General features: G+C 71.2%; 8 protein-coding genes. 3 read left to right on the forward strand and 5 right to left on the reverse strand.

Annotated elements, in window-relative coordinates; genetic code table 11:
• Positions 1–100: 100 nt before the first annotated feature.
• On the forward strand, positions 101–4,789 hold the full coding sequence (locus ACYVKF_RS12995) for a PKD domain-containing protein (RefSeq protein ID WP_460966865.1): 4,689 nt from the start codon (positions 101–103) through the stop codon (positions 4,787–4,789).
• Positions 4,786–5,946 (forward strand): glycosyltransferase family 4 protein, encoded by a 1,161-nt coding sequence (locus ACYVKF_RS13000; RefSeq protein WP_460966867.1) that lies wholly within the window; start codon positions 4,786–4,788, stop codon positions 5,944–5,946. The genes ACYVKF_RS12995 and ACYVKF_RS13000 overlap by 4 nt, the downstream gene beginning before the upstream one ends.
• Here the strand turns inward: ACYVKF_RS13000 and ACYVKF_RS13005 are convergent.
• Positions 5,895–7,253, reverse strand: a complete 1,359-nt coding sequence (locus tag ACYVKF_RS13005; protein WP_460966869.1) for an O-antigen ligase family protein — start codon at positions 7,251–7,253, stop codon at positions 5,895–5,897. The two genes, ACYVKF_RS13000 and ACYVKF_RS13005, sit on opposite strands and share 52 nt — an antisense overlap.
• A 132-nt stretch (positions 7,254–7,385) precedes the next feature.
• Between ACYVKF_RS13005 and ACYVKF_RS13010 the strand changes: the two genes are divergently transcribed.
• Positions 7,386–8,054, forward strand: coding sequence for a hypothetical protein (locus ACYVKF_RS13010; protein WP_157581494.1), 669 nt, complete (start codon positions 7,386–7,388; stop codon positions 8,052–8,054).
• Between the two features lie 15 nt (positions 8,055–8,069).
• On the opposite strand, the gene ACYVKF_RS13015 is transcribed toward ACYVKF_RS13010, so the two are convergent.
• The 4 genes from ACYVKF_RS13015 to ACYVKF_RS13030 form a co-directional block, all read right to left on the reverse strand.
• On the reverse strand, positions 8,070–10,097 hold the full coding sequence (locus tag ACYVKF_RS13015; protein WP_460966872.1) for a tyrosine-protein kinase domain-containing protein: 2,028 nt from the start codon (positions 10,095–10,097) through the stop codon (positions 8,070–8,072).
• A gap of 112 nt (positions 10,098–10,209) precedes the next feature.
• Complete coding sequence (locus tag ACYVKF_RS13020) at positions 10,210–11,085, reverse strand: hypothetical protein (RefSeq protein ID WP_460966873.1); 876 nt, start codon at positions 11,083–11,085, stop codon at positions 10,210–10,212.
• The gene (locus tag ACYVKF_RS13025) at positions 11,085–12,359 is read right to left on the reverse strand and encodes a Gfo/Idh/MocA family protein (protein ID WP_460966875.1); all 1,275 of its coding nucleotides are present in this window, start codon (positions 12,357–12,359) and stop codon (positions 11,085–11,087) included. The genes ACYVKF_RS13020 and ACYVKF_RS13025 overlap by 1 nt, the downstream gene beginning before the upstream one ends.
• A complete protein-coding gene (locus ACYVKF_RS13030; RefSeq protein WP_460966877.1) occupies positions 12,283–13,464 on the reverse strand; it encodes a DUF1972 domain-containing protein in 1,182 nt (393 codons plus the stop codon). Before ACYVKF_RS13030 ends, ACYVKF_RS13025 begins: the two co-directional genes overlap by 77 nt.
• Between the last annotated feature and the right edge of the window lie 125 nt (positions 13,465–13,589).

The following is a 13,589-nucleotide window of genomic DNA, read 5'->3' on the forward strand; positions in this document are numbered from 1 at the left end:
GGATGTCCTGCTGCCAGCAGGGGAACGTGAGGACGTCATGACGCGTGGGCCGATAGCTCGATGGTCTCGCAAGGTCGGGGTGGGTGTGGTCACGATGGCCATGGCCTTGTCAGGGGCTGCCGTGCTGGCCTCGCCTGCGCAGGCGGCGGATCCGCCGCCTGCGGTGGTGGCGCCGGACCCGGCGACCGTCAGCTCCGACGCCCTGCCCTCGTGGCAGATCAACGGCGTCGTGTGGAGCCAGGCGATCGTCGGGGACGTCGTCTACGTCACCGGTTCCTTCACCCGCGCCAGGCCTCCGGGCGTCGCCGCGGGCGGTGCCGGTGAGGTCGTCGCCAACAACATCTTCGCCTACCGCCTCTCCACCGGTGACCGCGTGACGACCTTCGCCACGAACCCCGGGCTCAACGCCCAGGGCCTGGTGATCCGGGCGTCGGCCGACGGCAGCCGCCTGTGGGTGGGTGGCGACTTCACCACCGTCAACGGGACCGCACGCGGCCACCTCGCCGCGCTCAACCCGGCCGACGGCTCGCTCGTGACCGGGGGCGGCTTCGTTCCCCCGAACGTGGGCGGCCAGGTCCGTGGCCTCGGTATCACGGGGTCGACGGTCTACGTCGGCGGCAACTTCACGTCCGCGAACGGCGTGGCTCGCACCCGCCTGGCGGCCTTCTCGGTGAGCACCGGCGCCATGTCGTCGTGGGCGCCCGCGGCGGCCGGTGGTTACGTCTGGGCGATGACCATGTCGCCGGACAAGAGCAGGGTCATCCCGGCGGGGTCGTTCACGACGCTCAACGGACAGCCTGCCTACGGCATGGGGTCGGTGAACGCCTCGGACGGCAGCACCAACCCGTGGCCCGCGCAGGAGAAGATCCGCGCGGCGGGCGCCAACGGCGCCATCACGTCGGTCAAGACCGACGGGACCCAGGTCTACGGCACCAGCTACGCGTTCGGCGCCGGAGCCTCCTACGAGGGCACCTTCGCGGTCGACCCGATGACGGGGCAGATCAACTGGGCCAACGACTGCCTCGGTGACACCTACGACATCGCCCCGGCCGGCGACGTGCTCTACAACGCGTCGCACCAGCACGACTGCACCGTGGTCGACGGCTGGCCCGACACCAACCCGCGCGTCCGCTGGCAGAAGGCGGCGGCGTCGTACTCCCACGCCACCGGTGTCTCCACCAAGGACGACGCGTACGGCTGGGGCAGCACCTACGGCCTGATCGGCCTCCCGAACGCCAAGCTCCTGCACTGGTACCCCAACTTCGCGTTCGGCTCGTTCACGAGCTCGCGCCAGGCGGGCTGGGCGGTCGACGCCTCCCCGGACGGCCAGTGGGTGGTCTACGGCGGCGAGTTCCCGCGCGTCAACAACGTCGCCCAGCAGGGCATCGTGCGGTTCCGCACCAAGGCCGGCGCACCGGACAAGGTCGGCCCCTCCTACAACACCACCCCGGCCACGCCGACCCCGAGCACCAACGCCGTCTCGCTGACGGCCGGCACGGTCCGCGTCTCGTGGGGCTCGGCCTGGGACCAGGACGACAAGAACCTCAAGTACGAGGTGCTGCGCAACAACAACACCTGGGTCTACACGACCACGGGCGACTCCAACTTCTGGACGCTGCCCACCATGGGCTTCGTCGACAAGGGCCTCACCCCGGGCACCACGGTGCGCTACCAGGTGCGGGTCACCGACCCCGACGGCAACATCCTGTGGAGCCCGGTCTCCAACACGGTGACCGTCGGCAGCGGTTCGCCGAGCGCCTACGCGCAGAAGGTCCTCGACGACGGAGCCAACCACCTCTGGCGGCTCGGTGAGCCGTCGGGCAGCGCCATCGACTGGGCCGGGTTCGACGACCTGACGATGTCGGGCGGGCTCACCCGTGGTGCCGACGGCGCCGTCATCGGCGACACCGACAAGTCCACGAGCTTCGGGGGAGCTGACGGCCTCGGTGCCACGACCTCCCCGGTCGTCGGACCGGACGTGTTCAGCGTCGAGTCGTGGTTCCGGACGACCACCACCAGCGGCGGCAAGATCGTCGGCTTCGGCAACGCCAACACGGGTCTGTCGAACAACTACGACCGCCACATCTACATGGAGCCGGACGGCCGGGTCACCTTCGGCGTCTACAACAACGGCTTCTTCACCGTCACCTCGCCGACCTCCCTCAACGACGGCCAGTGGCACCAGGTCGTGGGCAGCCTCGACCCGTCGGGCGTGGTCCTCTACGTCGACGGGAAGCGGATCGGCCGCAACGCCGGGACCTCGGCAGGACAGCCCTACTCCGGGTACTGGCGTGTCGGCGGGGACAGCCCGTGGAGCGGCAACCCCTACTTCGCCGGTGACATCGACGACGTGGCGATCTACCCGACGGCTCTCGCGCTGACCACGGTGCAGTCGCACTACACCGCGAGCGGTCGCACGCTCAACGTCCCGACCCGCCCGACGGACGCCTACGGCCAGGCGGTCTGGGACGCCAACCCGGACCTGTACTGGCGCCTGGGTGACACGAACGGCACGGCCAAGGACTCCAGCCCGAACGAGTCCAACGGCACCTACCAGGGTGGCTACACCCAGGGACAGGCCGGCGCGTTCGACCCGGCGACGAACAAGGCGGTGGCCTTCAACGGCACGGATGGGTTCATCGCCTCCAACACCCAGTACAGCAACCCGCACAACTACACCCTCGAGGCGTGGTTCAAGACGACGTCGACCAACGGGGGCAAGATCATCGGGTTCGGCTGCTCGCAGACGGGGACCTCCGGCTGCTACGACCGGCACGTCTACCTGAGCAACGACGGCACCCTGACCTTCGGGGTCTGGACCGGCTTCACCAACACGATCACGACGCCGGGTCCGGTCAACGACGGCCAGTGGCACCACGTGGTGGCCAGCCAGAGCAACACCGACGGCATGAAGCTCTACGTCGACGGCCGGCTCATCGGCACCAACGGCCAGACCGACGCCCAGGACTACGCCGGCTACTGGCGGGTCGGTGGCGACAACCACTGGGGCTGCTGCAGCCCGTTCCTCGACGCCACCATCGACGAGGTCGCGGTCTACTCCTCCGTGCTCTCCCCGAGCACCGTCGCGGCGCACTACCAGGCCGGTGGCGGGCAGCTGCCCAACCAGACGCCGACCGCGGCGTTCAGCCACTCCGAGTCGTTCCTCGGCCTGTCGGTCGACGGCTCCGGCTCGAGCGACCCCGACGGCAGCATCGCGTCGTACTCGTGGAACTGGGGTGACAACACGCCTGCGGGCAGTGGTGCCAACGCCACCCACGCGTATGCCGCGGCGGGCACCTACGACGTCACCCTCACGGTGACGGACAACCGTGGCGGCACCAACACCGTGACCCACTCGGTCACGATGACGGCACCGCCGGCCAACCAGCCGCCGACCTCGGCGTTCACGGTGACCAAGGACTTCCTCGACGTGGCCGCCGACGGCACCACCTCGAGCGACGCCGACGGCACCATCGCGTCGTACTCGTGGAACTGGGGTGACGGCACGCCTGCGGGCAGTGGCGCGACCCCGACGCACGCATACGCCGCGGCGGGCACCTACACGGTCACGCTCACCGTGACCGACGACAAGGGCGCCACCGGCACCTCGTCGCAGGTCGTCACGGTCGTGGCCAACCAGGCGCCGACGGCGGTGTTCACCTCGACGCCGACCAACCTGTCGGTGGCGTTCGACGGCTCCGGGTCCTCCGACGCCGACGGCACCATCGCGGGCTACTCGTGGAACTGGGGTGACGGCACGCCTGCGGGCAGTGGCGCGACACCGACCCACGCGTACGCCGCGGCGGGCACCTACACGGTCGTCCTCACGGTGACCGACGACAAGGGCAAGACCGGGACGAAGACCGACACGGTCACCGTCACCGGCCCGCCCAACCAGCTGCCCACGGCAGCCTTCACCCACACGGAGAACGGGCTCGCGACCTCGGTCAACGGCTCGACCTCCAGCGACCCGGACGGCACCATCGCGTCCTACTCGTGGAACTGGGGTGACGGCACCGCCGCCGGCAGCGGGGTCACGGCCAACCACACGTATGCCGCGGCCGGCACCTTCACGGTGACCCTCACCGTGACGGACAACCGTGGCGGCACCGCCACGAAGTCGGCGGCAGTGACCGTGGCCGCTCCCACCGTGTTCGCCCAGGACGACTTCGCGCGCACCCTGGCGACCGGCTGGGGCACGGCTGACGTGGGCGGCGCCTGGACCCTCGGTGGGCCCGCAACCCGCTGGAGCGTCTCGGGTGGCCAGGGCCGGGTCAGCCTCAACGTGGGCGACGGCTACACCGCCTACCTCCCGAGCGTGAGCTCCACGACGACGGAGGTGGTGGCTGCGGTGACCACCGACAAGGTGCCGACGGGTGGCGGTCAGTACGTCTCCGTCCTCGGGCGCCGGGTCAGTGCGACGCTGGACTACCGGGCCAAGGTCCGGATGGCGTCGAACGGACAGGTGGCCGTGTGGCTGACCCGCAACGCGAGCGGCACCGAGACCGTGCTCACCAGTGCCACACTGGCCGGCGTGAGCTACGCGGCGGGTGACCAGCTGAAGGTGCGCCTCCAGGTGACCGGCACCACGCCGACCACCCTGCGCGTCAAGGTCTGGAAGTCCACCGCGACGGAGCCGACGGCGTGGAGCCTCACGTCGACGGACAGCACGGCAGGGTTCCAGGCTGCCGGTTCGGTGGGCGTGTACGCCTACCTGAGCAGCAGCTCGACCAACGGGCCCGTGGTGTACGGCCTCGACCAGCTGTGGGTCGGACCTCCGCGCCCGTGACCCCAGCACCCTCCGAGATCGGCAGGCGGGTGGCCCTCGTGGCCAACCCGTCTGCCGATCTCTATGGCTCGGACCGGATGGTCCTCGAGGCCGTCCGCGGCCTGCGCCAGGACGGCTGGGACGTCGTCGTCGCCGCCACGCAGGACGGCCCGCTCAAGGCGGAGATGCTCGCGCTCGGCGCCCAGTGGCAGCTGTGCCGGGCCCCGGTGGTGCGCAAGAGCAACCTGCGTCCTGCCGGTCTCGTCCAGCTCGCCGCCGAGGTGGTCCGCGGCCTGCCGTCGATGGTGCGGACCCTGCGCCGGGTCCGTCCCGATGTCCTGTACGTCAACACGGTGACGATCCCGCTGTGGTTGCTGGTCGCCAAGGTCCTGGGCGTGCCGTCGGTGGTCCACGTGCACGAGGCGGAGAGCTCGGTGCCGCGGGTCGCCCGGGTCGGACTGGCCCTGCCCACGCGGCTCGCGACGAGGGTGATCTGCAACAGCGAGACGAGCCGCGCCGTGACGGCCTCGTCGGGCGGTCCCACGGCGCGGATGGTCGTCGTGCGCAACGGTGTCGCCGGCCCGGACCACGTGGAGGCCCCCCGCCTGCAGCCCGATGGTGTCCGCCTCGTCTTCGTCGGTCGGCTCTCGCCCCGCAAGGGGGTCGACGTCGCCGTGCTGGCTGCCGCCGCGCTGCTCCGGCGGGGGATCGACGCCCGCCTGGAGGTCGTCGGAGACGTCTTCCCGGGCTACGAGTGGTACCACGAGGAGCTCGTCGAGCTGATCCGCCGGGAGGCCCTCGGCGACCACGTCTCGCTGGTCGGCTTCGCCAGCGACGTCTGGCCCCACCTGCGAGCCGCCGATGTCGTCCTCGTGCCGTCGCGGTCCGAGGAGTCGTTCGGGAACAGCGTCGTCGAGGCGGCCCTCAGTGCCCGACCCGTGGTCGTCAGCGACCACACCGGGCTCCGCGAGGCGGCCTCGACGCTGCGGGCAGCCGTCCGCGTCGCCGTCGACGACCCGGACGCGGTGGCCGTCGCCGTGGAGGGGCTGCTGTCGCGGTGGGAGCAGACGCGCGAGGACGCGCTCCGCGACGCCGACGTCGCCGCGCGGGAGTACGCCCCGGCCCGCTACCGCGAGGCCGTGTGCGGCGTGCTCGTGGCTGCTGCCGCGACCCGCTGACGGTCGTTCCGCCCTGCCTCCGTGTGGGGGGCGGTGTCCGTGTCCTCCGGCCCGGCACCCGCGACCCGCGCCGAGGGCTCGGAGGCGAGGCTCACCAGGGCGAAGACGATGAAGGACGTGCTCGCGTCGAACAGGCCGCTCTCGAGCAGGCTGCGGAAGACGATGAACACGAGCAGCCCCGTCCAGAGCGGGCGCCAGGGCCTCGGGGTGCGCAGGGCCGCGACCGAGGTGCTCAGGACCCACACCGCGATGAGGACGAGGCCGAGGATGCCGGTCTGGACCAGGGCCGAGACCCAGCTGCTGTCGAGGAGCTGGGTCGCCCAGTACTGCCCGGACACCGGGATGTGCTTCATCGTCAGGCCACCGCCGAACCACCGCTGGTAGGTCGAGGTGTCCATCGTCAGGGCGGCCTGCCACGCGATGGTGCGGGAGCTGAGGGTGGTGACGTTCTGGCTCCCGCCACGCAGCAGCATGTCGCTGACGGCGGTGGTGGCCAGGGCGGCATACGCCACGGCGGGGACCGCGAGCACCATGGCGAGGAACGCGGGGACCGAGAAGCGGCGCGCCTGGACGACCATGACGGCCAGCGCAACGGCGAGGGTGGCGGCGGTCGTCCGTGACCCGGTCAGCCAGACCAGCGCCCCCAGGAGGCCGGCCGCGGCCACCTCCCAGCCCGCAGCCTGCCGCTCGATGATGCGGTGGACCGTCAGCAGCAGCAGGGCACCGCACAGGAAGGCGATCTCGTTGGGGGCCAACGGAGGTATGCCGCCCTGGAGCCGGCCGCTCGCGAGGGTCCCGATGCCGGTGGCGATCGCCAACGCCGCGACGGCTCCCATCGTCCTGAGCATGGCGGGCACGACCCGTCCGATGCCGAACGCCTGCAGGAGGAAGGCCAGGCTCGCCAGCAGCATGCCCACCCGGACCGCGATGACCACGGAGGGGAGCATCGTGCCGGCCGCCCAGCCACCCACGACGGAGATGACGAGGTAGGTGGTGGCGAGCACGACGGTGCGGGCCCCGAGCCGCACCTGGGCGGTCCGTCGCCGCGACAGCGCGAACGCCAGGACGAGTCCGGCACCACCGATGGCTCCCTTGAGGAGGACGACCGGGTCCAGGCCGCCGGAGAAGTAGGTGCCGCGACGCCACGGGATGGTGCAGGCGACCAGCAGGATGCAGCACAGGTACAGCGACCACCGCGCGGCCCCCGCCTCCTGGCCCGCGACCGGCTCGGGCGTGGGCCGTCCGGTCGGGTCCGTGGTCCCGGCCGCCCTGGGGTCGAGGGTCCGGGCGAACGGTGGGGCGCTCATCGGTGGCCCCCGGATCCGCTCGGACGGGTGGTGGCTCCTGCGTTGTGCGTAGGGGGACCCTGCAATTTGCAGGGTCCGGTGCGAGCTCCCGCCCGGTAGAAAAGGACAACTGCGGACGCATCGGGGGTGGTCATGTCGACGAAGGTGCTCGTGGTGTGCGGGAGTGACGCGTGCCTGGCTCCCGCAGCCGCCTTCGCCCTCCGTTCCGGCCTGCTCGACGCCGGTGGCGTCGAGGCGGTCGAGGTGGGGACGGCGGGGGTGCGCGCGGAGCCGGGCGGGTCCTTGTGCGCCGAGGCGGCGAGGGCCATGGTGGGATCGGGTTCCCCGGAGCCTCGCTGGGCGCACCACCCGCGCCAGATCACAGCGGCGGTCGTCGCCGAGGCGGAGGTGATCCTCGCGACCGAGCGTCGGTACCGCAGCGCCCCGCGGGTGCTCGACGTGCACAGCGCCCACCGCACGTTCACCGTGCTCGAGGCCGCGGTGCTGGGCGCCGCGGTCCTCCAGCGACGCGGCTCCGACCTCGCGGCCCAGGCCCGGCACGCCCGGGTCGCCCAAGACGCCGCGTCACAGTTCGCCTGGCTCGTCGAGGAGATGGACTCGCTGCGCGGGCTCGTGACCATGCCGGCGCAACGGCACCGCTGGCTCGGCCGAACTCCCCGCTCGCTGGTCGTTGGCATTGACGTCCTCGATCCCCACACCGTCGGTGGCAGTCACCGCCAGGCCCTCGCGGCGCTCGATCGCGCGATGCGCACGTTCGCCGTCACGGTGGCTGCGGTGACCACGCGGACCGTTCCGGTCTGAACGGTCCCGGCCCGCTCAGGTCAGGGACTCCTCCTTGTCGCTGATCGGCTGGTCCTGGGTGCTGTCGCGGTCGGTGACCCGGTCACCGGACGCGTCACGTGCGGCCTCACGGCCTCCGTCGTGCTCGTCGCCGAGGTCGAGGCGGGCCTGTTCGCCCTGGGTGGCCTGGGCGCTCCGGGGCCGCTGAGGGCCGGCGCCGTTCTGGGGCCGTGCGGACCCCTGCGGGCTCCCGGCGCGTCGCTGGGCCCGGCGTCGCTTGGCGTTGCGCGGACCCGGCTGGGTGGCGCTCCCGTGCGTGGAGGGCGGAGCGACCTCGTCGTCGGACACGACCTCCGGGTCGTCGACCGGCGCGGAGGTCGACGACCCCGAGATTGCGGGGCTCGCGGTCGCGGAGCTCTCGGGGCTCGCGGTCGCCGAGCCCACCGGTGCGGGACCCGCCGGCTGCCTGGTGGTCTCGGTCGCTGCCCGGGGCGTGGCCGTCGCGAACCAGGAGGCCGACGTCGTGGCACGGGGTGAGGTCGCGCCGGTCGCCGTGGGCGACCCGTTGGCCCAGACCTCGTCCGTGACGTCCGGCAGCGCGTCGCCGGCGTCCTGCGGGTGCTCGTGGCGGCCCCGGGCCGGGCTGGGGGTGCGCCGGGCGCGCTGGGCCAGCGGCGTGCTCGCGCCGACCCAGTCGTTGTCGGCGGCGGCCAGCGCGGCGTAGTCCTCGTCGTGGCCACGCAGGGAGCGCTGGCCGCGCGCGGGCACCATGGTGATCACGGCCCCGATGAGCCGGGCCTGCACCGCGGCGAGGTCGGCGACGGAACGGGTGACGTGCTCCCGGCGGGTCTTGCCGTACCGCGTGACGAGGACGGCACCGTCGGTGCTGTGGGCCAGGACCGCGGCGTCGCTGACCGGCAGGACGGGAGGCGCGTCGATGATCACGTAGTCGAACTCGGCGCGCAGCGACTCCAGCAGCGCCTCCATGTTCTTGGACCCGAGCAGCTTGCTGGGGTCGGGCGGCGTGGTCCCTGCCGCGAGGAACTGCAGCAGACCGCGGTGCCAGGGCATCAGCGCGTCCGCGAGGTCGAGCTGGCCGGCGACGACGTTCGAGAGGCCGATGGAGCCGTCGATGCCGAGGAGGTTGGCAGCCATCGGGCGACGCATGTCGGCCTCCACGAGGCAGACCTTGAGCGAGGACTGCGCCAGGGCGATGGCCAGGTTGCACGCGGTGGTCGTCTTGCCCTCGCCCGCCAGCGGCGAGGTGACGACGATGACGCGCGGTGGTTGGTCGACGTCGACGAACTGGAGGTTGGCCCGCAGGGACCGGAACTCCTCGACACCGCGACCGTGTCCCTCCATGGTGATCAGCGGCTGGGTCTTGGCATTGGGGATGACGCCGACGAGGGCCAGCGGTGCCCGACCGGTGAGCTGCTCGAGCTCTTCGCCCTTGACCGTGGTGTCCTGCTGCTCGCGGATCACGGCGACGACGACGCCGAGGGCCAGGCCGGCGATCAGCCCGAGCGCGAGGTTGAGGCTCACGCGCGGCGAGATGGGGTAGCGAGGGGTCGCTGCGGGGACGGTCTGCGTGACCTTCACCGGGGAGACACCCCCGGCCCGGGGGGTCTCGAGGCGCTCGATGGCCTGGCCGAGCTGGGTGTTCACGGCGTTCGCGATGGCCTGGGCGCGGGTGGGGGAGCGGTCGGTCGCGGTGACGCTGAGCAGCACCGTGTCGACCTCGTTCTCGGCCGTGACGACCCGGCGCAGCTCGGGGACCGTCATCCCGAGGTCGAGCTCGTCGATCACCGGCTGGAGCACGTCGGGGCTCTTGACCACCTCGGTGTACGACTTCACGCGCTGCATCGCGAACTGCGAGCTCTGGTAGATCGAGGTGTCCGTCGACGAACCCGCCGTGTTGATGGACACGAACGCGGTGGAGGTCGCGGCATACGTGGGGGGCGTGAGGTAGGTGAAGGCGCCGGCGCCGACGAGGACGAGCAGCGCGCACGCGGTGAGGATCCGCCAGCGCTTGAGCAGGATCTGCAGGTAGGCGCGCAACGTCATGCCACCTGCCCCCTTTCCGTGTCGGTCGACGCGGGACGTCGAGCACCGGCGTCCGTCGCGTCATCCATTGTGCGTGCAGCCCGGCCGAGGTCGCTCGTCCGAATGGTTGAGTTCAGACCCCGACCTTCGTCGGCCAGTGCTCGTCGACCAGGGACTTCGTCGAGGCGATGTTGCGACGGCTCGAGGCCCCGAAGACGATCGACTCGATGTTCGGCTGGGCGCAGACCCACTCGATCGCCTCGGACGGTGCGATGGCGCCGGAGGCGAAGACCGACATCGCGATGGCCCGGAACTTCCGGTCCCGCAGGGCCTCGTCGTAGGCCTCCAGCCCCCCGGGCATGCGGAAGCCGATCTTGTTGATGTTGGAGCAGACGATGGGGTTCTCGATGCCGAGGCGCTCGAGGGTGTCGAGCAGCAGCGGGAGGTTCATGGTGATGAACCCGGGCTCGGCGTCGTACTCGCGGCGCACGTGGTCGGCGAAGATCGTGAAGGCCTCGTCGAAACCGAGCCCGAGGAGCAGGTCGACGACGACGTTCTGGAGGAACACGACCGGCGTCCTGAGGCCCTTGAACATCGACATCTCGGCATCGATGAGCATCCGCGTCACGTGGTCGATGTCCTTGCTGGCGAACGACTTGCCACCCTTGACGGCCGCACTGAGGAGGCTCTCGTCGGGCAGGAACCGGCGCAGCGCCCCGAGGGGTCCGTCCTCGGTCATCGCGTTCGCGTACTTGTGCGCGTACGGCATGCAGGGGAAGAACTCCATGTCCGCGTAACGCTCCGGGGCGGCGCGGACCAGGTCCGCGATCTCTGCGACCCGGTCGTGCGTCGTGCACATGAACGTCGTGACGCCCTCGTCGTAGGCGGCGTCGAGGACCTCCATGATCGCGCTGAGGTCCTGGAACTTCATGGACTGGCTGCGGGCCTTGTCCTCGGACATGTGGTTCACGCCGAAGAACTGGTTGTCGCCGAAGAGGAGTCGCTGCATCAGGCTGCCCTCCTCGAGCGCCAGGGCCACAGTGTTCGGAGCGTCCGCAGGGCGGGGACCCGGCGGGGCGAGGACGGTCGACGACCGGCAGGGCGGCGACCGGCGGCGGGACGCCGGGCCGGGACGCCCGCGGTGGGGCCCGACGCGACGGCGCTCGGAGCCGCCTCCGCCGCGGCCGCGTCCTCGGAGATGAGCGAGAGGATGCGGTCGGTCGCGACGCCGGACTCGAAGGTGTTGGTGCCCTCGCGCCGGCCGTCCTTGACCCGCTGGACGAACGCGTCGGCCTGCGCGCTGTACTCCTCGCCGCGCAGGTAGAACCACGGCTGCTCGCTGAGCTCGGTCGTGTACCGGACGTTCCAGCCGGTGCGGTAGCCCTCCGGCACGGGAGCGGTGTCGCGCAGGTAGACCTGCAGCTCCTGGCGGTCGGCGAACGCCCGACCGGCCGTGCCCCAGACGCTGATCTTCGTCGTCATCTTGCGCTGCGACTCGTCCGACCAGTTCACCGACACCTGGGCGGTGACGTCGTCGGGGTACATCAGGGTGCTCACGACCTCGTCGTCCGTCTCGGCCGAGAAGATCCTGTTCAGCCGGCTGCCGGCCACCGAGGTGGGCTCGCCGAGGTACCACTGGACCAGGTCGATGGGGTGGGCAGCGTAGTCGTAGAGGCAGCCGCCGCCGGAGGACTTACGGCTGCGCCAGGTGCCGCCCTTGGGGGCGAGGACGACGGGGCCGTAGGCCTCGGCGACGACGTGCGTGACCTCGCCGATGGCGCCGGAGTCGATGAGCTTCTTCAGCTCGCCGAACGCCGCGACGAACCTGTTGTGGTAGCCGATCTGGGTGACGAGGCCACGCTCGGCCGCCAGCTCGGCGAGGGCCTGGCCCTCGGCGTCGTCGAGCGTGAACGGCTTCTCGCAGAACACGCTCACCCCGGCCTCGAGGGCCGAGCGGACCATCGGGGCGTGCAGGTGCGACGGGGTGGCGATGACGACGGCGTCGAGGTGGGCCTCGCGCAGCATCACGGCCATGTCCTTGTAGGTGGTCACCCCCGTGTACTTGGACAGCACGTCCAGCACGTACCCGGTCGAGTCGCACACAGCGGCCAGCTCGACGTCCGGGTGGGCCCTGAAGATCGCCAGGTGGGACAGGCCCATCTTTCCCAACCCGACAACGCCCAGCCTGATCACGTCGAACTCCGTTTCACGTCGATGCGGTGCCGCCCCTCGCGGCACGCGTCTGGCGGCGGTCCCGACGGGCCACCCTGCCCCTGGTCCCACGTCCCGCCCGGAAGCGCTCGATGACGGCCTCGTACTCGCCGGCGACGAACTCCCAAGTGAACTCTTCATCATGTCGGGCCCTCGCCGCGTCATGCATCTGGTGGAGGACGTCAGGTTTTTCGAGGATGGCGTCGAGCTGGTCCGAGAGCGACTGCGCATCGGTGAAGTACCGCTGGGACGGTCCGGCGACCCAGCGGTTGTAGGCGTTGCCGTGGGCGATGACGGGGTTCCCGGCGGCCATCGCCTCGACGAGGGAGGGGTTCGTGCCGCCGACGGTGTGGCCGTGGACGTACGCCAGGCTGTGGAACCGCAGCGCCTGCACGACCTCCGGCTCGTAGATGGCGCCGGGGAAGACGACCTCGCTGCCGGCGGCCTCGATGATCTGCCGGTGGTAGTCGTCGCTGTCGGGCGTGAAGTTCCCCAGGACGACGAGCTTCACCCCCCGCGGCTTCGCGGAGTACCCCGTGACGATCTCCAGCAGCGAGTTCTCCGGGATGGGCCGGCAGATGCAGCTGAGGTACCGGCCGGGCTCCAGGCCGAGGGCCTCGACGGGCGCGGTGGGCGCACCGGTCACGGCGTGCGCGCCATACGTGATCATCGAGATGCGCCGCGCCCGGTTGAACGTGCGCAGGTACTTCTCGATCTCGGGGTGGTCGGCGACCAGCTGGTTGCCGAACAGGCCGGCGCACCGCTCGTTGGCGAGAAGGATGGCCTGCTTGGCCAGGCCCCACCGCCGGCGGGTCCACTCCATGCCGTCCATGTTGATGACGTTGGGGATCCCCTTGAGCCGCTGGAGGACGTTGAAGACGCCGGTGTTGTAGCCGAAGGTCAGGCAGACGTCGTCGAACTGGACGGCGTGCCGGATCGAGGCCAGGTCGAAGGCGGACGTGCCCAGCCAGCCCTCGCGGTGCTGGGGGATGGTCACGCGCTCGATCCCGCGCCAGGTGTCCTCGACGATGGGTCCGGTGCCGGTGCCCTGGCAGTACACGACGACCCGCCAGCCCCGGTCGACGAGGAACAGCGCGATGTTCTCCGCGGCGGTCTCGAAGCCCCCGTATGCCGCGGGCACCCCGTGGGTGCCCAGGATCCGAACCGTTCTGTCCATGCCCGCGTGAACCCCGTCATCCGCCCTGGAGGGGCGTGTGCGCCCCGTGTCCGTGTCGGGGGACGGCCGCTGTTCTGCGCTCCCCCGGGGACACCCTAGGCGGGGTGCCCCCGGGAGTGCAGGCG

This window comes from Pedococcus soli (assembly GCF_054782575.1).